We start from the raw sequence: 21,311 nt of genomic DNA, 5'->3' as shown, positions 1-21,311 counted from the left end.
ACGGAGTCGGCCTGCTCGACGGCCATCCAGCGTTCGGAGGCCGGCGGGCCGGCCATGCCGACATCGGTGTGGCCCGCCGAGCCGTCTGCTGGTCGCAGCCGTGTACTTCAGGTTTGGTTTCCGAGCCGGAGCCTCAGCTGTTGGCCAGTGTGCGGTCGAGGAGGGGGAGCAGGCGGTCCCAGTGGCGCTGCAGTCCGGTGGGGTCGAAGGCGTCGGTGTCGGACATGGTGAACCCGTGGACGGTGCCGGGGTAGATCTCGGAGGTGTAGTCGACCTTCGCGGCGTCCAAGGCCCGGTTGAGCTCGCTCAGGGCCTCGGGCGTCAGGTCGCTTTCGGCGTGGCCGAAGTGGACCTGGGCGGTGATCTCGGCGAGGATGTCGGGCCCGTCCGCGCCCACGGGACCGTGGAATGCGGCGACGGCGGCCACCTGGCCGGGGTGGGCCGCGGCGGTGCGCATCGCCAGGAGGCCGCCTATGCAGTAGCCGGTCACCGCGACCGGCCCGGCGGCGACCTCGGGCTGGGTGGTGAGGAACCTGAGGTAGGCGTCGGCGTCACGCAGTACGCGTTCGGCGGTGTGTGCCTCGATCAACGGCATCAGCTGGGCCATGAGCGCGGGCCGGACCTCTTCTCCGATGCGGTCAGGAAGTTCGATCAGCGGTGCCGGGCCGTGCCGGTAGAAGAGGTTGGGCACGAGTACGTAGTACCCGTGCCCGGCCAGTTCGCGGGCCATCTCCCGCAGCACGGGCCGGATGCCGAAGCCATCCGCGTACATCAGCACCCCTGGGCGCCGCTCGCCGTGGTCGGGGAAGGTGGCGAAGGCGTCGGCCTGGCCATCCGTGGTGGGAATCTGCAGCGTCTTGGTGGGCATGAGTTCTCCTGTCGTGGTTGATGTGCCGAGGCTGTGATCAACACGACGGAGGCGGAGCCCGCGCAGCAGCGCAAGATCCTCGATCGAACAGCGGGCCCACACCGGCCCGTACGGCGCTCAGAAGAGCACCGGGTCACCAATCCGTGTGTGGCGCAATGCCGTCCCGGTATTCATGACCGAGCAGCCTAGCCCACCGGGCAAAAGCCGACGCCAACACCCCAGTCCACAGTGCGGTTCACGAGAATGATGTCGGCCAACCCTCGGATCCTGAACCCGGGCTGTCAAGGGGTGGCTGATCCGTTGGCCTCTGCTCGTGCTGGTGCCGTCCGGGATCGTGCGTATCTGATGCAGTGGCGGATGGAGCCGTATGTGATCAAGTAGTCGTGGTGGTCCATGAGCACTGTCCAGATCTGCCGTCCGTTGCGCCCTCTGCCAATCATGCTCTCGACCAGGTCGGCTGGTTCGCCGCTGATGGGGTCGGTCATCTGGTCTGTGATGGTCGGGCGTGGGGTCTCTGCCGAGCCCGGAATCATCTGCGGCGAGGATGTGGATGACTGGCTCGACGACCGGGGTGACGGGGCCCTCCTGTTCCTCGACCATGCCCGTACGGTCGGCCACACAGAGGAGGACCGCAGCACCCGGCGCGAGTTGGCGTTGAAGTGGAGCGAGGCGCAGCACCACGAGGCAGCGGTGGGCGGTGCCGCGGCCACCGCCACGACCCGGACGGCGCGCGCGACTGATGGCGCGCCGTGGCATGTCAGCCGCGCGGTCATCCCGATGCCGGCCGAGCCCACCTGCCAGGGTCTCCCTCCGCAAGGAACCGTAGCGACCGCGCATCCCGCTGCAGCATCGAAGGGGAGGGCCGGACAGTCCGGCCCTCCCCCCCCCGTGTGCACCGGGAGTTACTCGGTGACCTCGTGGTCGTGGCCCTCGTGCAGGCCACCGCCGCTGCCCGCCGAACCATTGGTGTTCTGCGGCGCCACCGGCTTGCTCAGAAGACTGGTGTCCCAGGCGTACTGGCCCACCGCGTTGGCGATGACGTCGACGTTGACGTCGAACGCCTTCATGTTGATGTTCTTCAGGGTGTCGCAAGCGGCGTGGTAGCAGGCGTCGTACGCGACACCGGCCTTACCGCCGTACGCCTTTGCCTGCTCGGCCGTCTTGATGCCCTCGGCGCCGGTGAAGGTGCCGCCCGAGGGGATGCCTACCTCGATGAACGGCCCGTAGTCCGACCGGCCGGTGAAATCGGTGCCCTCTTGCGGGGTGCCCCGGCTGTCCAGGTAGTCGGTGATCTGCCTCTCCAGCTGCGCCGAGCCCTCCGGGCCGGGGCCGGCACCGACCTGGTCGGAGTCGTCGCCGTCGTAGACGAACTGGGCGTAGTTCGGCGAGGCGATCATGTCGAAGTTCAGGTACAGCTTGACCTTCGCAAGGTCCGCCGCCGAGAGGCTGTTGACGTACGCCTCCGAGCCCAGCAGGCCGAACTCCTCAGCCGACCACCAGGCGAAGCGCACCTTGTTCTTGACGTTCTTGTGGGCAAGGTTCAGGGCCACGTCGAGAATGCCGGCGGAGCCGGAGCCGTTGTCATTGATGCCCGGGCCGGCCGCCACCGAGTCCAGGTGGGCGCCGAACATCACCACGTTGTCGGCGTCGCCACCCTTGGTCTCGGCGATCACGTTGTAGGTGTGCCGGGTCTCCGCGAAGGTGCGGATTTCCAGGTTGACGGTCACTGCGCCGGCGGCGGCCTTGGCCGCGAGCGCCTCGCCGTCCGCCTGAGTGACGCCGCCGGCCGGGATCTTGGCGACGGATGGGTCTCCCAGCGTGCCGTTGAGCGCGCCCTCGGTGTTGTTGTAGATGATCGCGCCGACCGCGCCCGCACCGGCGGCGGTCTCCTGCTTCTGCGCAAAGGTGCAGCCGCCGCGCTTGATCAGCGCGATCTTGCCGGTGAACGTCCCGGGGGCGTAGTCCTCAGGCTCGCAGCCGGTGGTGGCGTCGACCGGCACCGCTGCGACCGGGGCGGTGATGCCGCCGACCGGGCTGCTGGCGGAGTACGTCATGGCGATCAACGGGACGTCCTGCTGCTGCGGCGACACCACCCGCAGGCTCTGCGCCAGCGTCTCGGTGAACGGGTAGTCGAACTCGTTCCGGGTCACCGAGTACCCGGCCTTCCTCAACAGGCCTTCGACGTACTCGGCCGACTTCCGGTGCCCCTCTGACCCGGCCACCCGGGTGTTCCCGTTCTTGTCAGCGATCCGCTGGAACTGCTTCAGATGCTCGTAGGCATCCTCGGCGTTGCTCTTCTTGACGAGCTTCTTTGCGAGCTTGGCAGCCTCCTTGGCAGGGTCGCTGTGGGCGGAGGCGGTGCCCGATCCGATCAGCAGCAGCGGCGCTATGAGCCCTGCGACGGATACGGCGGCTACCGTGGTGCGGCGGTTCCGAGCGTTCAAAACGCTTCCTTCCGACGGTCCATGAGAAATGGGCGTAATGGTCGAAAACAGCCCGAACGACGTGCGGCGGTACTCCGGGGCAGGCAGGGGCGGCCGGATCGCTCCGCCCCCGCCACCGGCAAGGAGAAAGGTATCTGCTCAGTAAACGGTTGGTAATGGGTTGACCGGAATCTTCGGCGTCGACGCCGTCCGTGCGCGGTGCCGAGCACACCGATCGGCGCTGACCCAACCGAAGTTGGCTGGAAGCGAGGGTCGCCCGTGGGCTCTTCCGCTGGAGGACCGGGTGCTGCTCGTGTCGGCGTACTGGCGCACGAACTTGACGATGCGCCAGCTCGCCCCGCTCTTCGGTATCTCGAAGTCCGTGGCCGACCGCGTCATCGACCACCTCGGCCCATCACTCGCGCTCCAGCCACGCAAGCGGTTCCGTAAGGACACCGTGCTCATCGTGGACGGCACCCTGGTACCTACTCGCGACCGCACATTGCCGCGCAGTCCAAGAACTACCGGTACTCCACCAACCACCAGGTCGTCATCGACGCCGACACCCGGCTCGTCGTGGTGGTCGGCCGACCGCTGCCGGGCAACCGCAACGACTGCAAGGCGTGGCAGGAGTCCGGCGCGAAGGCTGGGGTCGGTAATACGATGACGATCGCCGACGGCGGCTGTCCGGGCACCGGGCTCGTGATGCCCCACCGCCGCCGCAAGGGCGAAGAACTCCCCGATTGGAAGCAGGCCCACAACAAGTCCCACAAGCAGGTCCGTGCCCGCGTCGAGCACGTCTTCGCCCGCATGAAGACCTGGAAGATCCTCCGCGACTGCCGCCTCAAAGGCGATGGCGTCCACCACGCCATGCTCGGCATCGCCCGCCTGCACAACCTCAACCTCGCCGGATAGGCGACCAGCCGGACTGGCCACCGACCACGCCACACCCAGTCACAGATCATTTACGGGACAAGCCTTGGGTGGACTTACGTCGATGTCAAAGGATGGTGGCGGAGGTACGTGGTGAACGGGAGCCCGGGGCGCGCCCGGCCCACCACAGAGGCTCATGGCGGCGGTGTTGTCGCAGCTGTACCAGGCCCGCGCCAAACCGTCCCTGACAGGGCTCCGCTTCCTACGTCCCGGCCTGCACCACACCGTGACCACACAAGCCCGAAGCCCCTAACCATACGGCCTTGGCCTTTGGGCGAGTGGCTCCGTGGCATCCGGCCACGGAGCCTCCGCAAAAACCCGTTGGCGGACCACGGCGACCACTGCTACCTTTCCGGAGGCCGTGCGAGAGAACGAGGAGGTGGTACCCGTGAACACAGTATCGACATGGGTGCTCCCCTCCGGGGTCACGGTCGGACGATAGGTCGTCCGGGAGCGCCGCTTACGAGCACTCCCGAAAGGCACGACCATGCAATTCACTTCCGAACAACGCCTCGACGACGGCGTCCTCGAACGCGAATTCACCCTCGGCGAGATCCCCGGGATCCTGTGGACGCCCGGATCCGCATCCGCACCGGCGCCGCTGATCCTGCTCGGCCACCCCGGCGGACTGCACAAGATGTACCCCCGACTGGCGGCCCGGGCCCGGCACTCAGCGGCGGAGGGCTTCGCCGCGGCCACCATCGAGCTCCCCGGAAGCGGTGACCGGCCCCGTTCAGCCGCCGCCGAGCAGGCCCGCGCCGACCTGCGCCGGGCGCTGGAGGCCGGCGAGCCGGTCGACGACGAGATCGTGGACCGGCTCGTCCTCCCGCTGGTCGACAAGGCGGTCCCGGAATGGCAGACCACCCTGGACGCCCTCCTTTCGCTGCCCGAGATCGGCGGCCCGGTCGGGTACTCGGGGGGAGTGATCGCCATCGGGACCCGGCTGGCAGTGGTCGAGCCGCGCATCTCGGCCGCCGTTCTGTTCGCCGGGAGTTTCGTGCCTCGCGCCCTGTTCGAGGAGGCCCGGCAGGTCACCATTCCGCTGCACGTCCTGCTGCAGTGGGACGACGAAGGAAACGACCGGCAGCAAGCCCTGGACCTGTTCGACGCCTTCGGCTCCAAGGAGAAGACGCTGCACGCCAATCTGGGCGGGCACACCGGCGTCCCGCAGTTCGCGGGGGACGCCGCGGCCCAGTTCTTCACACGGCATCTGAGCTAGCCGCCGACCACCCCCGCCGTCAGGCCAGCAGCAGACGGTAGGCGGTGTCGGTCAGGATGCCGCTCATCGAGGACAGGTCCCGGCCCTCCTCGATGGCGGTAGCCGGTAGATGCACGACCGCCCCGATCGCGGCGGTACCGGCCATCGGTGGTACCGGCCGGTCGGGGCGGCGCAAGGGCGTGGACGCCTAGGTTCGGTGTCAAACGCCTCGATTGGATGACAGGGCGACTGGCTTCATTGTTGTAGGGTCTCGCGGTTGGTGTCGGAGACCGCTCTCGTGACCTGCTTCTCCTTCCGTTGCCTCACGGCGTGTCGGACATCGGAGCCTCAGCTTCGTGTCGCTTCCTCGGCGGTCTGTCTTGACCGGAGCAGACCGCCGGGCTTGTGACCTGGGCTGTCGCGCCACTTCCGAGTCAGCAGTGCGCAGGGCTCCCACCTGTGCGGTTGTCAGGTGGTTTGGGGACGAGCGCGGTGGCGGGTCGGAAGTGCGGGCACGCGTCGACGCCGTCGGCGAGGGCCTGGACGGACTGCCGGAGCGGAACTCGCGTGGACAAGCCTCCGGGTGTGTGACCCGCTCGATCGCGCCGTGCGGTCGATGCGCTTTCCCGGCCGGCCGGGCGGCTGGATCAGCGTAGTCCGGCGAAGAGATCGTTCTCGGGTATGACCGCGCCGGTGGCGTCCTGGACACGTACGAAGGTCTCCATGCCCATCAACTCGCCGAACCTCTCGTTGCCCATCTTGAGGAAGAAGATGTTCTCGCCCTGACTGGCGTGCGCGGCCAGCGCGTCGAACTTCTGACCGCTGAACGCGGTGGTGTCCACCCACGTGGTGATCTCATCGTCGGGGAGGCCGATCTCGGCCATCGCGGCGGCCTCGGCGGGATCCGGCTCCGGCATGTCCTCATGCAACTCGCGCATGATCTCGCCGAACCGCTGCATCATCGAGCGGGGCATCGTGGTCCAGTACACCTTCGGTGTCAGCGCGGTCATCTCCAGCGCCGCCATCGTGATGCGGTGGGCCTGGATGTGGTCGGGGTGGCCGTAGAAGCCGTTCTCGTCGTAGGTGACGACCACATCAGGTCGGTAGTGCCGCATGAGTTCCGCGAGTCGGGCCGCGCCTTCCTGCACGGGGGTCTGCCAGAAGGATCCGGGGGCGTCGTTGCTCGGCCAGCCCGTCATCCCGGAGTCGGCATAGTCCAGCATCTCCAGATCGCTGACCTTCAGGACGTCACAGCTCGCCTCAAGTTCTTGACGGCGCATCAAGGCGACCGCCGCCGGATCGTGCCCGGGATCGCCCGGCTTGGCACCCCCCGGTCCGTCACCGCAACCGCCGTCGGTACACGTCACGAGAACGGTGCGGATGCCTTCCGCCGCGTACCGCGCGAGGACCCCTCCGGTTCCGGTGGCCTCGTCGTCGGGATGGGCGTGTACTGCCATGAGCGTCAAGGGCAGGTCAGTCATGAAACAGTCCTCCTGCAGAAATACGTCTTGGTCCGAGTGCGCGGCGGGCGTACCGCGACCCTGGGGCCCGGATCCTGGTGGGGCGGACGACCTTGTGGTCTCCGTGTTCCCCGCCCGTGCGGCGCCGGTCCCTCGGTCGATGCAACCGTGCCGACCGGACCGCCTGTTCCCGGCGCGGCCGCTTGGCCTTCCCGGCGTCGGCGTTTCAACGCGAACGAGGTACAGACGCGACCTGCTGTCCCGTCCGATTCGAGTTGGCAGCTGGTGGGGCGCTGACCTGTGAGGTTGCCAGGTGGTTTGAGAATGACGCCGGGCGCTGTTCTCAGACGAGTTGGCTCTCGTGGAAGGGGGCGCGCTGCGGGCCGCCTCTCCGGAACGCCGGATCGGTGAATCCTTGGGCGTCGGTTCGGGAGTAGGTATCGATGTCCGAGCACGGCCCTGGTGCACCCGTGTCGCCCTTCGGGCCCGGCTCGCGCCTGCACTCGTCCCCGATCGCGTGGCGGCCCGGTGGCAGGTCCCGAGGTCCCGCCAAACAGCGCCCCCAAGACGAGTTCTGCGGGCAGCGCCCCCTATGGGCTTGCACTGCCCGGTTCCCCGCCATGCCGGCCGCCTTCTCCTCGACGGCGTGGGAGGCAAGAAAATCCCGCACCCGGCGGCCCTCAGCCAGGACAGCCGGCGGGGTGCAGATCTGGCACGCCTCAATGTCAGGCCCCGCCGCCCGGACCGTTCAGCTGCGCATCGTCACGAACGTGCGGCATGCCGGGCAGTGACAGTTACGCCTGGGTGTAACTGTCGCCGCATTCTTCGCGCTGCCGACCGCCGTGACGTGAAGTCACCCGTGGGGGGCGTCGCCACCCGACGGCAGAGGGCGTGCGACGAACGACCCGAGCCCGGGTTCCGTGTAGATGAGTCCATCCTCGCGCAGCGCCCGGTGCACCTTCTGCCCGGTTGCTGCGGCGATCCCGAACTCGGCTTGGAGTTGGAGCACCGACGGCACGCGGGTGCGCGGCGCGTAGGTGCCGTCCACGATCCTTTGCCGAATCACTTCGGCGACCTGGCGCCACCGTGGCTGGTCAGGAACAAATTCGATCACCTGGCCAAGCTAGGCAGGGCATAGCGCATCACGCGAGAGATGGCATACCTAGCACGCCGTAGCATGCTCAGGCTATGCTGAACTTACGCGAAGACCTTCGCAGCCGATGACACGGCCCGGCAGTGTGGAGACCAGCAGTGGGAGCTGATGACGTGCCTGAGAACACCGGCCCAATGGCGGCCGAGCACAGGGCCGAAGACGCCACCGTCCAGACCGCATACAGCGGGTTCATCCGCCACACCCAGGCGTGCGCCGAGTGCCGCACGGGAGGCATGGACTGCGCGGGCGCCACTGAGCTGCGCCGGGTCTACCGGGCGGCGAAGCGGCGCGCGGGGGAGGTCCGATGATCTGCGACCGCCCGATGACTCCGGCCGAGACGGAGACCCGCGACATGCCCGGCGCGTCCGGCACAGGCCGCACGCTCTACCTCCACAAGGGCCGCTGCCCCGCGCCGCCACCGCCGCGCCCGTGGACGTACTCGCCCCGCAACCGCTGAACTCCCGCCCGTACCCGGGGCCGGCGCTGGCCAGGGTGCGGGCGGGGTTCAGTGCCGGGGCCGCCCGTCCGCGATTTGATCAGAGGGGCGGGGCTGTCGCGCTATGGCTATAGCGGCATGGTTGGCGCGGGGAGGGCGAGGACGCGCGCGAGGGCGCCGGAGCTCTGCCGGTCTGGAGCCTGGCCCTCGTGACCGGCGGTGACCTCCCGGAAGTCCGGCTTCACCTCCAAGACGTGCTGCCGGTAGAGGAGATCGAGGGGGTTGTCCCGCTTGAGTGCCGGAATGCGCACAGCCTCGACCTGAACCCCCAGTGCGCCCTGCAGCGCTTCGGCGGCCATCTGTATGGCAGCGACCTGCGCGTCGATCGGACCGAGTCCGGAGTCGACCAGCGAGCCGACGGGGACGGGCCGGTCCGGCGGCGCACCCAGGCAATCTCGGTCTGGCTTGCCTCGGGTGTCGACCCCGCAGAGTGTGCGCGGCGGGCCGGACAGAGCATCCAGGTTCTCTTCCGCTACTACGCCAAGTTCCTGGCCGAGGCACGGAACCACGCCAACAACTTGATTGAGGAGTCGATGCGGCGATGGGAGAGGCCGAAGGGCGGCGTGTGGGACACATGAGTTGGACCTTGGCCCGGAAATGCCTCGGAACAACTGGTCAAAGGCGGGACAGCTGTGGCAGTTATCGGGAGTAACCTCGCATTTCATTCCACGACGTAGATGCGCGCCACGAAGGGTGCCTGGCAGGTAAAAAAACCTGGTCAGGCACCCTTCTTTGGTGTCTAGAAGAAGCCGAGCTTCTTCGCGGAGTACGACACCAGAAGGTTCTTCGTCTGCTGGTAGTGCTCCAGCATCATCTTGTGGTTCTCCCTGCCGATCCCGGACTGCTTGTAGCCGCCGAAGGCCGCATGCGCGGGGTAGGCGTGGTAGCAGTTCGTCCAGACCCGGCCTGCCTGGATCGCGCGGCCCGCCCGGTACGCGGTGTTGATGTCCCGGGTCCAGACGCCTGCCCCGAGGCCGTACAGCGTGTCGTTCGCCGTGCTGATCGCGTCGTCGAAGTCCGAGAAGGACGTCACCGCGACGACCGGGCCGAAGATCTCCTCCTGGAAGACCCGCATCCGGTTGTCGCCCTCGAAAATGGTCGGCTGGACGTAGTAGCCGCCCGCCAGCTCGCCGTCGTACTCGACCTTCTGACCGCCCGACAGCACCTTTGCACCCTCCTGCTGGCCGATGTCCAGATAGGAAAGGATCTTCTGCAGCTGGTCGTTGGAGGCCTGCGCGCCGATCATGGTGTCCGTGTCCAGCGGGTGGCCCGGCACGATCTTCTCGGTGCGGGCGATGCCTGCTTCCAGGAACTCGCTGTAGTGCCCGCGCTGGATCAGCGCACGCGACGGACAGGTGCACACCTCGCCCTGGTTGAGGGCGAACATCGTGAACCCTTCGAGGGCCTTGTCGCGGAAGTCGTCGTTCTCCGACCAGACGTCGTCGAAGAAGATGTTCGGCGACTTGCCACCCAGCTCCAGCGTCACCGGCTTGATGTTCTCGGAGGCGTACTGCATGATCAGCCGCCCGGTCGTGGTCTCGCCGGTGAAGGCGATCTTCGCGACCCGCGGGCTGGAGGCGAGCGGCTTGCCGGCCTCCGCGCCGAACCCGTTGACGATGTTGACGACACCCGGCGGCAGCAGATCGGCGACCAGGCTCAGCCACACATGAATGGAGGCCGGGGTCTGCTCGGCCGGCTTGAGGACCACCGCGTTGCCCGCGGCGAGCGCCGGGGCCAGCTTCCAGGTCGCCATCAGGATCGGGAAGTTCCACGGAATGATCTGAGCGACCACACCGAGCGGTTCGTGGAAGTGGTACGCCACGGTGTCGTCGTCGATCTCGCTGAGCGAGCCCTCCTGGGCCCGCAGCGCACCCGCGAAGTACCGGAAGTGGTCGATGGCGAGCGGGATGTCGGCGGCCAGCGTCTCCCGCACCGGCTTGCCGTTGTCCCAGCTCTCGGCGACCGCCAGCTCCTCCAGATGCGCCTCCATCCGGTCGGCGATCCGGTTGAGGACCGACGCGCGCTCGCCGGCGGCCGTGGCTCCCCAGGCGGGGGCGGCGGCGTGTGCCGCGTCCAGGGCGAGTTCGATGTCCTCGGCGGTGCCGCGGGCGATCTCGGTGAACGGGCGGCCGTTGACGGGGCTCGGGTTCTCGAAGTACTGGCCGCGGGTCGGCGGGACGTAGGCGCCGCCGATCCAGTGGTCGTAGCGGGACTCGTACGAGACGATGGCGTCCTCGGTGCCCGGCGCAGCGTAACGGGTCATCTCTGTGGCCTCCCGGATCCGGTGCCGCCCGCCGTTGGACGGCCCTCGGCGTGAGGCTAGGCAGCGCAACGTTGCAAGCCCGTTGCGCGCGGCGCGGTCGTGCTGGGCGCCGCAGACCCCGCCCCGATCGGCTGGGCAGCTCTAGCGCTGTTCGGCGTCGAGCTCGCGCGCCCTGGCCAGCAGCGCCGGCCGCTGCCCGGGCGGCGCTGCCGCGGCCAGCGCCTGCCACACCGGGAGGTCTTGCTCGCCCCACGGGCTGTACGCCCAGTCCGCCAGCAGTCCCGGGTCACCGCGCGCGATCAGTGAGGCCCGCAGCTGATCGTCGAGCCGACGCCTCAGCCGGGCGACGGACGGAGCCTGTGAACCGGGCAGCAGCGGCCCTGCGTACGCGCTGAGCGCCGCCGCCACCGCACCTGAGGCGAGCCTGCGCGCCACGGTGTCGAAGTCGGCGTCTACCGGGGCGGCGAACCGGTACGGGCGGGAGAGCAGGAGTTCGGGGCCGAGGAGCCTTCGCAGCCGGGAGAGTTCGGCCCGCAGCGTCACCGGGGTCACCGACTCGTCCTCGTACAGCTCGATGAGAAGTTCGTCGCCGCCCAGGCCCTCCGGATGGCGGGCCAGCGTCACCAGTATCTCGCTGTGCCGCCTGCTGAGCCGGATCTTGCGGCCGCCCGCGACGAGCAGTGCCTCGTCCCGGCCGAGCGCGCTGAGCTGTACGGACTCGGGGGTGGGCGAGGGTGCGAGCAGAGCGAGCTGGGACTCGGCCGCGCGCGCCACCGCCTGGACGAACGCCAGACTGTGCGGGTGCGCGAGCCGGTTTCCGCCCGTGATGTCGACGGCGCCCAGCACCCGCCCTGTGCGCGGATCGTGGAGTGGCGCCGCGGCGCAGGTCCACTGCTGCACGGGACGCAGGAAGTGCTCGGCGGCGAACACCTGCACCGGCCGGTCCACGGCGATCGCTGTCCCCGGTGCGTTCGTCCCCGCCACGGACTCGGACCAGCGGGCGCCTTCCACGAAGTTCATCCGCCCCGCGCGTCGCCGTGTCGTCTCGTGTCCTTCGACCCAGAGCAGCCTGCCGTGCGCGTCGCACACCGCGAGGAGATGCTCTCCGTCCGTGGCGTACGCACTCATCAGTTCACGGATCACCGGCATGGCGCGGGCCAGCGGATGTCCCTCCCGGTACGGTCCGAGCTCGTCCGCGCCCAGCTCGACCTGGGCCGCACCGTCCGGACTGACCCGGGCCCGGGCGGAGCGCCGCCACGACTCGCCGACCACGGATCGTACCGGCAGCTCCAGCCGACCCGCGGTGGTGAACACCTCGTGTGCATGACGCAGTTCGCCGAGCCGTACGACGAGGTCCGTATCGGCGGTCAGGGCTACCCAGGGGTCCGTCAAATCACCCTCCCGTCCAAAGGGGTGTCGTGCACCCCCATCGTCGTCGCAGCCGGGCTCTGCGACAACCTCGGTGCGGAGAGTAGTCACGCGGGGCTGCGGTTCAGCCCGTGCTGAAGAGGTTGACGAGGCGGATGTAGCGCACCCAGTCCCAGTTGGGTCCGGGATCGGTGTGATCGGTGCCCGGTACCTCGGCGTGTCCGAGGATGTGCGCACGGTCCTTGGGGATGCCGTAGCGGTCGCAGACCGACGCGGTCAGCAGCGCCGACTGCTCGTACAGGGCGTTGGTGAAGTACGCCGGCTGGTCCACCCAGCCCTCGTGCTCGATTCCGACACTGCGGGTGTTGTAGTCCCAATTGCCCGCGTGCCAGGCGATGTTCTCTTCCCGGACGCACTGTGCGATGTACCCGTCGGCCGAACGCACCACATAGTGGGCGGATACCTGCTTCGCCGGATTCTGGAAGATCCCGATCGCGTCCGAGTAAATCTCCTGCGTGACATGGATGATCACGTACTGCACCGGATATGCCGAAGGTCGCGTCGAGGCCGTGTAGTTGGCGGTGGAGGCGGGCGTCCAGTGTGCGAGCGGATAGTCGGTGGAGCCTGCGGTGGACGAGGCCATGGCGCGGGTGGAGGCCGGGAGCAGAGCGGCGGCGGCCGTCGCCGCGGCGCCCTGAAGGATCCTTCTGCGGTGCATGAACGCTCCGGTGGGGGGAGGGGGGTTCCGGGATCAGACGGTGGGCAGTAGTGCGGCGGTCTCCCGCAGATGACGGTGCAGCCCACCATGAGCATCGCCCGCAGGCAGCCATTTCTTGCGGATCTTCGCCACACAGGTGTAGTTGGTGTCGCAGACATTCGCCAACGGAGCCTCACCGGCCTGGCTGATCAGCTGATACGCGTCAAGCTCGGAGAGCCCGTAGTCGCGCGCCAACCACTGCACCAGGTCCAACTGTGAAATACGGAAAGCGTCTTCGAGAGGGCGGGCGGAGCCGGTGGAGATCAGATGGGTGTCCGACTCGATCCGCGGCCACGGCGTCGCGACCCCCTTCAGCAGCTCGACCAGCACCACCGTGTTCATCGCGCACTCCACCGCGACCCCACAGGTCTCGCCCTCACCCTGCCGGGCATGGCCATCGCCCAGACTCAACAGCGCACCTTCGACATTGACCCCCAGATAGCAGGTGACGCCGGCCCGCATCTCGGGCGTGTCCATGTTTCCGCCGTGTGCGTCCGGCACCAGCGCGGACCGCACCTCCAGATTGGCCGGAGCCACCCCGACCGTGCCGTGCATCGGATCCATCGGCAGCTCCACCTGGATGTCGCTGTCGCGGGCGCTGAAGAGACAGGTGCGGCGGGCCCGGTCGAGCTGCCACATCCACACCACCTCGGGCAGCGGGGCCTGCAGCGAAGCCGTCGTATGGGTGGAGGTGAGGGCGCCGAACAGCGGCACGGTCGTGGACGCCGCCCAGTCCCTGGCCGGTTCGATCGACACGAAGTGCACCGCGACGGTATCGCCCGGCTCCGCCCCCACGACATGGAACGGACCGGTCTGCGGGTTGAGGAACGGGAACTCGCAGACGGCGGAGACCAGGTCCTTCTCGGAGCGCACCCGGCCCGCGAAGCAGTCCTCCGTGTACACATCGAGGAAGGTACCGGGCTCGATCCGGGCCACCGGCGCCGCACCGCCGAAGGTCCATGCGTACTCGCCCTCCTTGGGGCGAACCGTCAGGATGCGTGGGTCGCTCATCGCTGTTCTGCTCCTGCTTCGATGTCGACGACGGCCTCCGGGGCCTCGTCCAGATGGATTCGTCCGGTCTGTGCCACCCGCTCCGGATGTCTGCGCACCAGCACCAGCAGCACAACGATTCCGATGAGCATCCAGATACCGACGATCGGTCCGGCGTACGAGACGGGGGCGCTGAGCTCCGAGACGAAGTCGAAGGCCGGGATGCCGGCGGCCGTCAGCAGTGCCGGTACGAACGCCGCGATGCCCAGTACCGGGAAGAGGAGGTGGAGTACGGGGTTGAACGCGTCGCGGCGCCGGCGCAGGAAGTACCCGGCGCAGGCCAGGTTGACGACGATGTACACACCGATGATCACGGTCACGATGACGGTGGCCAGCAGCACGAACGCGGTCACCGGGTCATAGCCGAAGCCGAGCCCGAGCGTCGCTCCGACCGCGATCACGAACTGCGCGGCCACTCCGGTGACGGGTGAGCGCCGACGGGGATGGAGCCGGGCGAACGCCTGCGGGAACACTCCGATGCGCCCCAGTGCGAAGGCCGTACGCGTCGACACGTTCGCGCACGCGTTGGCGTTGGCCACGGTCGAGTTGACGACGGCGAGGAAGAGCAGCACCCAGAACAATCCGAACGAGGCGCGGGCGATGCCTTCCCATGACGCGGCGCCCGAAGCGCCGAATCCGGAGAATTTGTCCGGCCCGAAGTAGACGGACATGGCGTATGTGGTGAGGACGTACACCAGGCCGATCGACAGGGCGGCGCCGAGCACCGCCCGGCGCATCGTGCGCCGTGGGTTCTTCGTCTCCTCGGCGAGCGGCGCCGCGGCCTCGAAGCCGGCGAACGCCAGCACGGTGTAGACGGAGCCCGCGAAGATCCCGCTGATGCCGTCGAAGCCGTCCGCGGTGTGCGACGTGCCGAACACCGACAGGGTGTTGTCCGAGCCGGCCTGCCCGATCAGCAGCACCGCGAAGGCGACGAAGACAAGCACCTCGAAGATGCCGAGTACGGTCCCGAAGCGGGCGGACGCCCGAACCCCGAAGTAGCCGGCGAGCGCGATGACGACCGCACCCAGCAGCGACCACGGCCACCACAGGTCCGCCGGGTACGACGACCACTCCTGGTGCAGGGTGCCCGCCGTCGTGAACCCGAGCTGGAGCAGCAGCAGCGCGGGTACCAGCGCCTCGACGAAGACATAGCCCCAGCCCACCAGGAAGCCGACGGTCGGATGCAGGCCCTGTGCGGAGTACGTGGCGACCGAACCGGCCGCCGGCAGGTGGCGGGCCAGCTCCGCGACGCACGAAGCGGTGAACAGACAGGCCACCAGCGCCACGAGCACGGAGAGCGGCAGACTGCCGCCGGCGAACGCGGCCCCGGACGGGATGGACGCGGCGATGGCGGCGGCGGGCGCCATCGCGGTGATGCTCTGGAAGAGAACTTCGCGCAGCCCGACGGCATCGCGCAGCAGTGTGGTTTCCGATTCCCCCGACACTCTGTGACTCCCTCTTGTCCGTTGACCGGAATGCGTTGTCCGATGTACGGCCGAGCGTCTCGCGCGCCCCACCGTACGACCGCGGCGCGGATGGCGGAAGATGGCAGGCGGCCGAAAATCGGTGGGGCGCAAGGGAGTTGGGGGAGTCGGGTGCGGTGCCCGGTGGGGCGGGGCCCACCGGCGGGCGGGCTACTCCACGCCGAGCGCTTCCGACAGCGCCGCCGCCGGGTCGTCGTCCGACGGCCCCGCCGGAATCCATCGCCCGCGCTCCTTGCGGTACGGCCACCAGCGCCCGTCCTGCCCGTACCGCAGTTGTACGTCGGCGTCCGCCACGGTCCACCGGTTGCGTACTGCCCGCAGCTGCGGACGCTCGTCGTCCTCCCACGCCGCGGCGAGCCGGGCAAGGGCCCGGGCATGTGCCTCCGGATCCGGTGCCCACTCCTCGTCGAACACGGTGAGCGCGGCGGTCCCGCCGTAGCCCCAGGCCCGCACCGCCGCGTCGAGCTCGGCCCGCTGCCGCCCCGACCCGGCGGCCAGCCGTGTCATGACCCAGGGCTCGGGACGGGCGTCGGCGACCAGCCGAACGGCATCCTGCTCCGGCGTCAACCCCGCATGCACGGGCTGCTGTCCATGGTCGGGCGACAGGGCTTCTGCCAGCATCCGGTGGGCCCGGACGGCGCTGTCGGCCGCCAGCACTTCCAGGGCGGCCGGGTCGAGGCCGGGCTCCGGTTGTGTGTCCGTGTCCAGCGACGGCGGGGGACCGGGCTCGGGGGGCAGCGGCGGCGGAGCGGGCAACGGGGGCAGGATGTCCTGAGCGGCGAATGCCTCGTCCGCGCGTACGCCGCGCGCCCGCCGGTCCTCGGTGCGGGAGGGCTCCGCCGGTTGCCGTTCCGCGGCCCGGGCCGTGATCCGCGCCTGGAGATCGTCGAGTACTTGCCGCTCGCCGCGGCCCCGCATCAGCAGCAGGACGAAGGGGTCCTGGTCCAGCAGCCGCGCCACCTGGTAGCAGAGTGCGGCGGAGTGCGGGCAGTGGTCCCAGGCCTCGCAGGTGCACTCCGGATCCAGATCGCCGATGCCGGGCAGCAGATCCACCCCGGCCGCCGCCGCGTCCTCCACCAGATGCGGCGGCATCTCCCGGTCGAGGAGTGCGGCGATGTGCCCGGCCCGATCGACCGCCATGTCCAGGAAGCGGTCCCACTCCTCCTCGCTCAGCTGCTGAAGCAGGACATCACTGCGGTACGGGGTCGAGTCCGGGTCCTGGACGACTGCGGTGATCCGTCCTGGGCGTACGGAGACCGCGCCGACCCTTCCCTCGCGGGCGAACCGGCGGCCCTTCTTGACCTGTTCGCCGTCGAGCGCGGTGTCTTCCAGGGCCTTCAGCCAGGCCCGGCCCCACCAGGTTTCGGCGAAGCCGCGGCCCAGCGCGGGCGGCAGCGCGGCGAAGGTACGTTCCTGCCCCGGCGCCGCCACCTCGGCTCCGCCGCCGGCAGGGTCGCATCCCTCCCTCTCGTATCCGTCGCCGTCGTACTCCTCGCGCTCGTATCCAGGGTTCGCGTATCCGTCGGTCCCGTACGTGTCGCTCATCGCGCGCCCCCTCGTAGCTGCACCAGATCGGCAAGTTCCGCATCGGTCAGCTCGGTCAGTGCCGTCTCACCGGAACCCAGCACCGCATCCGCGAGGCCCTGCTTGCGGGCCAGCATGTCGGCGATCCGGTCCTCGATCGTCCCCTCTGCGATCAGCCGGTGCACCTGCACCGGCTGGGTCTGCCCGATGCGGTACGCACGGTCGGTGGCCTGAGCCTCCACTGCTGGGTTCCACCAGCGGTCGAAGTGCACCACGTGGCCCGCCCTGGTGAGGTTGAGCCCCGTACCGGCCGCCTTCAGTGACAGCAGGAAGACCGGGGTCTCGCCCGCCTGGAACCGGTCGACCATGGCCTCGCGCTCGGCGATCGGTGTGCCGCCGTGCAGAAACTGGGTGCGTACCCCGCGTGCAGCCAGATGCTGTTCGAGCAGCCGCGCCATCTGTACGTACTGGGTGAACACGAGCACGCTCGCGTCCTCCGCGAGAATGGTGTCGAGCAGCTCGTCGAGGAGCTCCAGCTTCCCCGAACGGTCCGCGATCCGCGGCCGTTCCTCCTTGAGGTACTGCGCAGGGTGGTTGCAGATCTGCTTCAGCGCCGTCAGCAGCTTCATCACGAGGCCGCGCCGGGCGAACCCGTCGGCGCCGGAGATCTCGGCCAGGGTCTCCCGTACCACCGCCTCGTACAGACCGGTCTGCTCCGCCGTCAGCGAGACCGCGCGGTCGGTCTCCGTCTTCGGCGGCAGCTCCGGGGCGATGCCCGGATCGGACTTGCGCCGCCGCAGCAGGAACGGCCGTACCAGGGCTGCGAGCCGTTCGGCCGCCGCCGGATCGTTGCCGCCCTCCACCGCCCGCGCGTACCGGGTACGGAACGTGCCGAGGCGGCCGAGCAGCCCGGGCGTCGTCCAGTCGAGGATCGCCCACAGCTCGGACAGGTTGTTCTCCACGGGGGTGCCGGTGAGTGCCACCCGTGCCCGCGCACCGATTGTCCGCAGCTGCTGCGCGGTCGCCGAGTACGGGTTCTTCACGTGCTGTGCCTCGTCGGCGACCACCATGGACCAGCCGGCCGCGGCGAGCTTCGCCGCGTCGAGCCGCATCGTGCCGTACGTGGTGAGGACGAACTCGCCGTCCACCAGCCCCTTCAGGTTCCGGGACGCGCCGTGGAAGCGACGTACCGGTGTGCCGGGGGCGAACCTCTCGATCTCCCGCTGCCAGTTGCCCATCAGCGAGGTCGGGCAGACCACCAGGGTCGGTCCGGCGGCCTCCTCGACGCTCTGACGGTGCAGATGCAGTGCGATGAGGGTGATGGTCTTACCGAGGCCCATGTCGTCGGCGAGACAGCCGCCGAGGCCGAGCGAGGTCATGGTGTGGAGCCAGTTCAGTCCGCGCAGCTGATAGTCGCGGAGCGTCGCGACGAGCGCGGAGGGCTGACCGACCGTCTGCTGCGCACCGGACTCAGGATCGGCGACCCGCGCCCGCAGTTGTTCCAGCCAGCCGGTCGCCTGCACGTCGACCGGGCGGCCGTCGATCTCGGTGGAACCGGTCAGAGCGGCCCCGAGCGCATCGATCGGCGTGACCTTGCGGTCCTGCGTCTCACGGGCGCGGCGCGCCGCCTCCGGGTCGATGAGCACCCACTGGTCGCGCAGCCGGACAATCGGCCTGCCGGCCTCGGCCAGCCGGTCCAGTTCGGCGCGGCTGAGCTTCTGGTCGCCGAGCGCGAACCACCAGTTGAACGCCAGCAGAGCGTCGGCCGACAGGAACGACGGGACGTCGGACGTGGACTGTCTGTTCGAGGACTTGTCGTCGCGGTCGCCGTGGCCGCCATCGCTGTCGCCGGCGTGGCCGGCTTCCTCCTCGCCCGGCGGGCCGATCACCGCGCGTGCGGTGAGCGTGCGGGCGAGCTCCTTGGGCCAGTGCACCTGGACCCCGGTCGCGGCGAGCGACCGTGCGGCGGAGCCGAGCAGTTCGGCGATCTCTTCGTCGGCCGGCTCGACGAAGTCCGGTACGGCGGCCGACAGCAGCGGAGCCAGCGGCGGCCAGGCCCGGGCGGCGCGGCGCAGGGCGAGGAGGGCGTCCATCCGCGCGCGTGGACCGAACCTCGCAGCGGCGGGCGCCGTGCCTGCCCAGACGTCGGCGGCGTCGGCGACCACTGCCGGATCGCTGACGCTGTGGATCTGCAGGACGGCACGGAAGGATGGCCCGGCACCTTGCTCGGCGTCCTCGTGAGCAGGAGTCAGACCGGTGACCTCGACACGCAGCGAGAGCCGCACACCCGCGTCGTGCCCGGCCGCGACATCGGCGGCCCAGGCCCGACGCTCGGGCAGGCGCTGCGGAGCGTCGACGGCGAAGGCGGGACTTCCGGTGGCGAACACCGCGGCGGGCGTGCGCGGCAGGCCGTCTGCCACCGCGTCCAGGAACGCGCGCAGCAGCCGCTCCGGCTCCGGCAGCAGCACGGGCTCCACAGCGTCGTCGAGCGGTACGGCATGGGCGGTGGGCGGCATGGAAGCCGCGAGGTCACGGATCCGGTCGAGGTCGGCGATGGTCAGCGGACCGGCCCGCCACGCGTCGTGGTCGGAGGCACTCAGCCCCGGCAGCAGCAGTCCACGGGCAGCGAGTTGCAGGGCGAGGAGGGCGGCCGCGCCCCAGAACGCGGCCGAGGGCGAGGCCTGCGCCGCGGCCCGCGCGCGGGTCAGTACGGGCAGCGCGTCGCGCACCGGCAGCAGCAGCGCCGGCACACCGTACGGGCGGGTGTCGGCTCCGACGACGGTCAGATCCCCGACGGTCCCCGGTGCATCGGGCGGGCTGCTGCCGTCCGGATGCCAGAAGGCGACCCGGCCGGTACGGGAGGGATCTGAGGGAAGGAAGACGACGGAGCAGCGGGAGAGTGCGGAGATCTCGGCGAGGGTTGCCGCAGGGAGCCTGTGCACAGCGATGTCGGATTCCTCAAATTTGACTAGTGGGGGTCCAAGGTCGCCGAGAGTACTCCACCGGCGACGCGGTCCGGGAGCGGAATCGCCGTGATCCAGCTCACTTCGACGACGCCTGCGGGCTGCCCGGTGTAGCCAGCACCCCTCTCCCGGGAGGGGGCTACCCCCCGAAACCCCGGGTGGTGGCGCCATGGTTGCCGCAGGACGCCTGCCCGTACGTTTCAACAGGTCAGAGCAGCTTCACCTGCCGCCCAGAGACCGGAGACACCATGCCCCAGGCCGTAGTCACCGTCGCGGACCGCCCCCGCGACCGTGCCGGAAGTACGGACAGCACCGACGCAAGCACGGGCGTCGGTGGACGCGCGGCAGGTGTCGGCGGCAGTGACTTCGCGCCGCTCCTGCGGGCCGTGAAGGCGCAAGGACTCCTGGAGCGGCGCACCGGATGGTACGCGGCCGTGATCGCCGGCAACCTCCTCGCCCTGGGCGGCGTGCTCACCGGCCTGGTACTCCTCGGCAACACCTGGTGGGCCCTGCTGCTCGCCCTGCCGCTGGCGATCCTCTGGTCCCGGACCGCATTCGTCGGCCACGACGCCGGACACGCCCAGATAACCGGCGACCGCCGAGCGAGCCGGATCATCGGTCTCGTCCACGCCAACCTGCTCCTCGGCATGAACGAGGCCTGGTGGAACGACAAACACGTACGCCACCACGCCAACCCCAACCACATCGACAAGGACCCGGACGTCGGCGTCGGCGCCCTCGTCTGGACGCAGAAGCAGGCAGCCCAGCGCGAAGGCTTCGCCCGCCGGCTCACCCGTAACCAGGCCCGGCTGTTCTTCCCGATGCTGCTCCTCGAAGGCATCGCCCTCAAGATCTCCGGCTTCCAGTACCTGCGGCAGCAGCCCGCCCGCGAGCGTGTCCTGTCGGCACTGCTCCTCGTCACCCACCTCGGGCTCTACGCGACGCTGCTGCTCACCGTCATGTCCCCCGGCAAGGCCGTCGTCTTCGCGCTCGTGCATCACGCGCTGTTCGGACTCCACCTGGGCATGGCCTTCGCACCGAACCACAAAGGCATGGAGATGCCCGACCCCGACGGCGACCGCTGGGGGCACCTCCAGCGACAGGTCCTCACCTCGCGCAACGTACGCGGCGCCGTCCTCACCGACTGGTTCCTCGGCGGGCTCAACTACCAGATCGAACACCATCTGTTCCCGAGCATGCCCCGCCCCCACCTTCGCCGGGCGCAGCCCTTGGTGCGAGCGCACTGCGCGTCGCTGGGCATGCCGTACGCGGAGACCGGCCTGGTCGAGTCCTACCGTCAGGCGCTGCAGCACATGCACGAAGTCGGCGAACCGCTGAGGCAGCCCGCTGAGACGCCTCGCTGAGACAGCT

General features: G+C 69.4%; 17 protein-coding genes and 1 pseudogene. 6 read left to right on the top strand and 12 right to left on the bottom strand.

What is annotated here, in order from left to right; genetic code table 11:
* Nucleotides 1-133: 133 nt before the first annotated feature.
* Nucleotides 134-868, bottom strand: a complete 735-nt coding sequence (locus OHA88_RS06365; protein WP_328624593.1) for a dienelactone hydrolase family protein — start codon at nucleotides 866-868, stop codon at nucleotides 134-136.
* Between the two features lie 902 nt (nucleotides 869-1,770).
* Nucleotides 1,771-3,312 (bottom strand): M28 family metallopeptidase, encoded by a 1,542-nt coding sequence (locus tag OHA88_RS06360; protein ID WP_328624592.1) that lies wholly within the window; start codon nucleotides 3,310-3,312, stop codon nucleotides 1,771-1,773.
* Nucleotides 3,313-3,562: 250 nt separating this feature from the next.
* Between OHA88_RS06360 and OHA88_RS06355 the strand changes: the two are divergent.
* Nucleotides 3,563-4,206: pseudogene (locus OHA88_RS06355) on the top strand (transposase); the annotation flags it as partial.
* A gap of 505 nt (nucleotides 4,207-4,711) precedes the next feature.
* Nucleotides 4,712-5,443: a dienelactone hydrolase family protein gene (locus OHA88_RS06350; RefSeq protein ID WP_328624591.1), complete on the top strand. Its 732-nt coding sequence runs from the start codon at nucleotides 4,712-4,714 to the stop codon at nucleotides 5,441-5,443.
* Nucleotides 5,444-5,462: 19 nt separating this feature from the next.
* Here OHA88_RS06350 and OHA88_RS06345 read toward each other — a convergent pair whose 3' ends face one another.
* The 3 genes from OHA88_RS06345 to OHA88_RS06335 form a co-directional block, all read right to left on the bottom strand.
* Entirely contained in the window at nucleotides 5,463-5,588 is a 126-nt protein-coding gene (locus tag OHA88_RS06345; RefSeq protein WP_267008952.1) for a hypothetical protein, read from the bottom strand.
* 481 nt (nucleotides 5,589-6,069) lie between these two features.
* A complete protein-coding gene (locus OHA88_RS06340; protein WP_328624590.1) occupies nucleotides 6,070-6,903 on the bottom strand; it encodes a PIG-L family deacetylase in 834 nt (277 codons plus the stop codon).
* Nucleotides 6,904-7,735: 832 nt separating this feature from the next.
* Nucleotides 7,736-7,996: a GntR family transcriptional regulator gene (locus OHA88_RS06335; protein WP_267008957.1), complete on the bottom strand. Its 261-nt coding sequence runs from the start codon at nucleotides 7,994-7,996 to the stop codon at nucleotides 7,736-7,738.
* 152 nt (nucleotides 7,997-8,148) lie between these two features.
* Between OHA88_RS06335 and OHA88_RS06330 the strand changes: the two genes are divergently transcribed.
* From OHA88_RS06330 to OHA88_RS06320, 3 genes are all read left to right on the top strand, one after another.
* Nucleotides 8,149-8,343: a hypothetical protein gene (locus OHA88_RS06330; protein ID WP_267008958.1), complete on the top strand. Its 195-nt coding sequence runs from the start codon at nucleotides 8,149-8,151 to the stop codon at nucleotides 8,341-8,343.
* Nucleotides 8,340-8,492 carry a hypothetical protein gene (locus tag OHA88_RS06325; RefSeq protein ID WP_328624589.1) on the top strand — a complete coding sequence of 51 codons (153 nt, stop codon included), beginning with the start codon at nucleotides 8,340-8,342 and terminating at the stop codon, nucleotides 8,490-8,492. The genes OHA88_RS06330 and OHA88_RS06325 overlap by 4 nt, the downstream gene beginning before the upstream one ends.
* A 233-nt stretch (nucleotides 8,493-8,725) precedes the next feature.
* A complete protein-coding gene (locus tag OHA88_RS06320; protein ID WP_328624588.1) occupies nucleotides 8,726-9,109 on the top strand; it encodes a hypothetical protein in 384 nt (127 codons plus the stop codon).
* A gap of 161 nt (nucleotides 9,110-9,270) precedes the next feature.
* Here OHA88_RS06320 and exaC read toward each other — a convergent pair whose 3' ends face one another.
* The 7 genes from exaC to OHA88_RS06285 all read right to left on the bottom strand — a co-directional run bounded on the left by exaC (nucleotide 9,271) and on the right by OHA88_RS06285 (nucleotide 19,919).
* Entirely contained in the window at nucleotides 9,271-10,794 is a 1,524-nt protein-coding gene (exaC, locus tag OHA88_RS06315) for an acetaldehyde dehydrogenase ExaC (RefSeq protein ID WP_328624587.1), read from the bottom strand.
* A 141-nt stretch (nucleotides 10,795-10,935) separates the two neighbouring features.
* Nucleotides 10,936-12,186 (bottom strand): GAF domain-containing protein, encoded by a 1,251-nt coding sequence (locus OHA88_RS06310; RefSeq protein ID WP_328624586.1) that lies wholly within the window; start codon nucleotides 12,184-12,186, stop codon nucleotides 10,936-10,938.
* A gap of 100 nt (nucleotides 12,187-12,286) precedes the next feature.
* Nucleotides 12,287-12,880, bottom strand: coding sequence for an N-acetylmuramoyl-L-alanine amidase (locus tag OHA88_RS06305; protein ID WP_328624585.1), 594 nt, complete (start codon nucleotides 12,878-12,880; stop codon nucleotides 12,287-12,289).
* 33 nt (nucleotides 12,881-12,913) lie between these two features.
* Complete coding sequence (locus OHA88_RS06300; RefSeq protein ID WP_267009107.1) at nucleotides 12,914-13,930, bottom strand: acetamidase/formamidase family protein; 1,017 nt, start codon at nucleotides 13,928-13,930, stop codon at nucleotides 12,914-12,916.
* On the bottom strand, nucleotides 13,927-15,414 hold the full coding sequence (locus tag OHA88_RS06295; RefSeq protein WP_328624584.1) for an APC family permease: 1,488 nt from the start codon (nucleotides 15,412-15,414) through the stop codon (nucleotides 13,927-13,929). Before OHA88_RS06295 ends, OHA88_RS06300 begins: the two co-directional genes overlap by 4 nt.
* A gap of 189 nt (nucleotides 15,415-15,603) precedes the next feature.
* Entirely contained in the window at nucleotides 15,604-16,998 is a 1,395-nt protein-coding gene (locus OHA88_RS06290; RefSeq protein ID WP_328624583.1) for an SWIM zinc finger family protein, read from the bottom strand.
* On the bottom strand, nucleotides 16,995-19,919 hold the full coding sequence (locus tag OHA88_RS06285; protein WP_328624582.1) for a DEAD/DEAH box helicase: 2,925 nt from the start codon (nucleotides 19,917-19,919) through the stop codon (nucleotides 16,995-16,997). Before OHA88_RS06285 ends, OHA88_RS06290 begins: the two co-directional genes overlap by 4 nt.
* A 269-nt stretch (nucleotides 19,920-20,188) precedes the next feature.
* On the opposite strand from OHA88_RS06285, the gene OHA88_RS06280 reads away from it, so the two are divergent.
* Complete coding sequence (locus OHA88_RS06280; protein WP_328624581.1) at nucleotides 20,189-21,304, top strand: fatty acid desaturase family protein; 1,116 nt, start codon at nucleotides 20,189-20,191, stop codon at nucleotides 21,302-21,304.
* Nucleotides 21,305-21,311: the final 7 nt, after the last annotated feature.

The sequence above is a fragment of the Streptomyces sp. NBC_00353 genome (genome assembly GCF_036108815.1).
Classification (GTDB): domain Bacteria; phylum Actinomycetota; class Actinomycetes; order Streptomycetales; family Streptomycetaceae; genus Streptomyces.
This window is presented reverse-complemented; position numbering and strand designations above follow the sequence as displayed.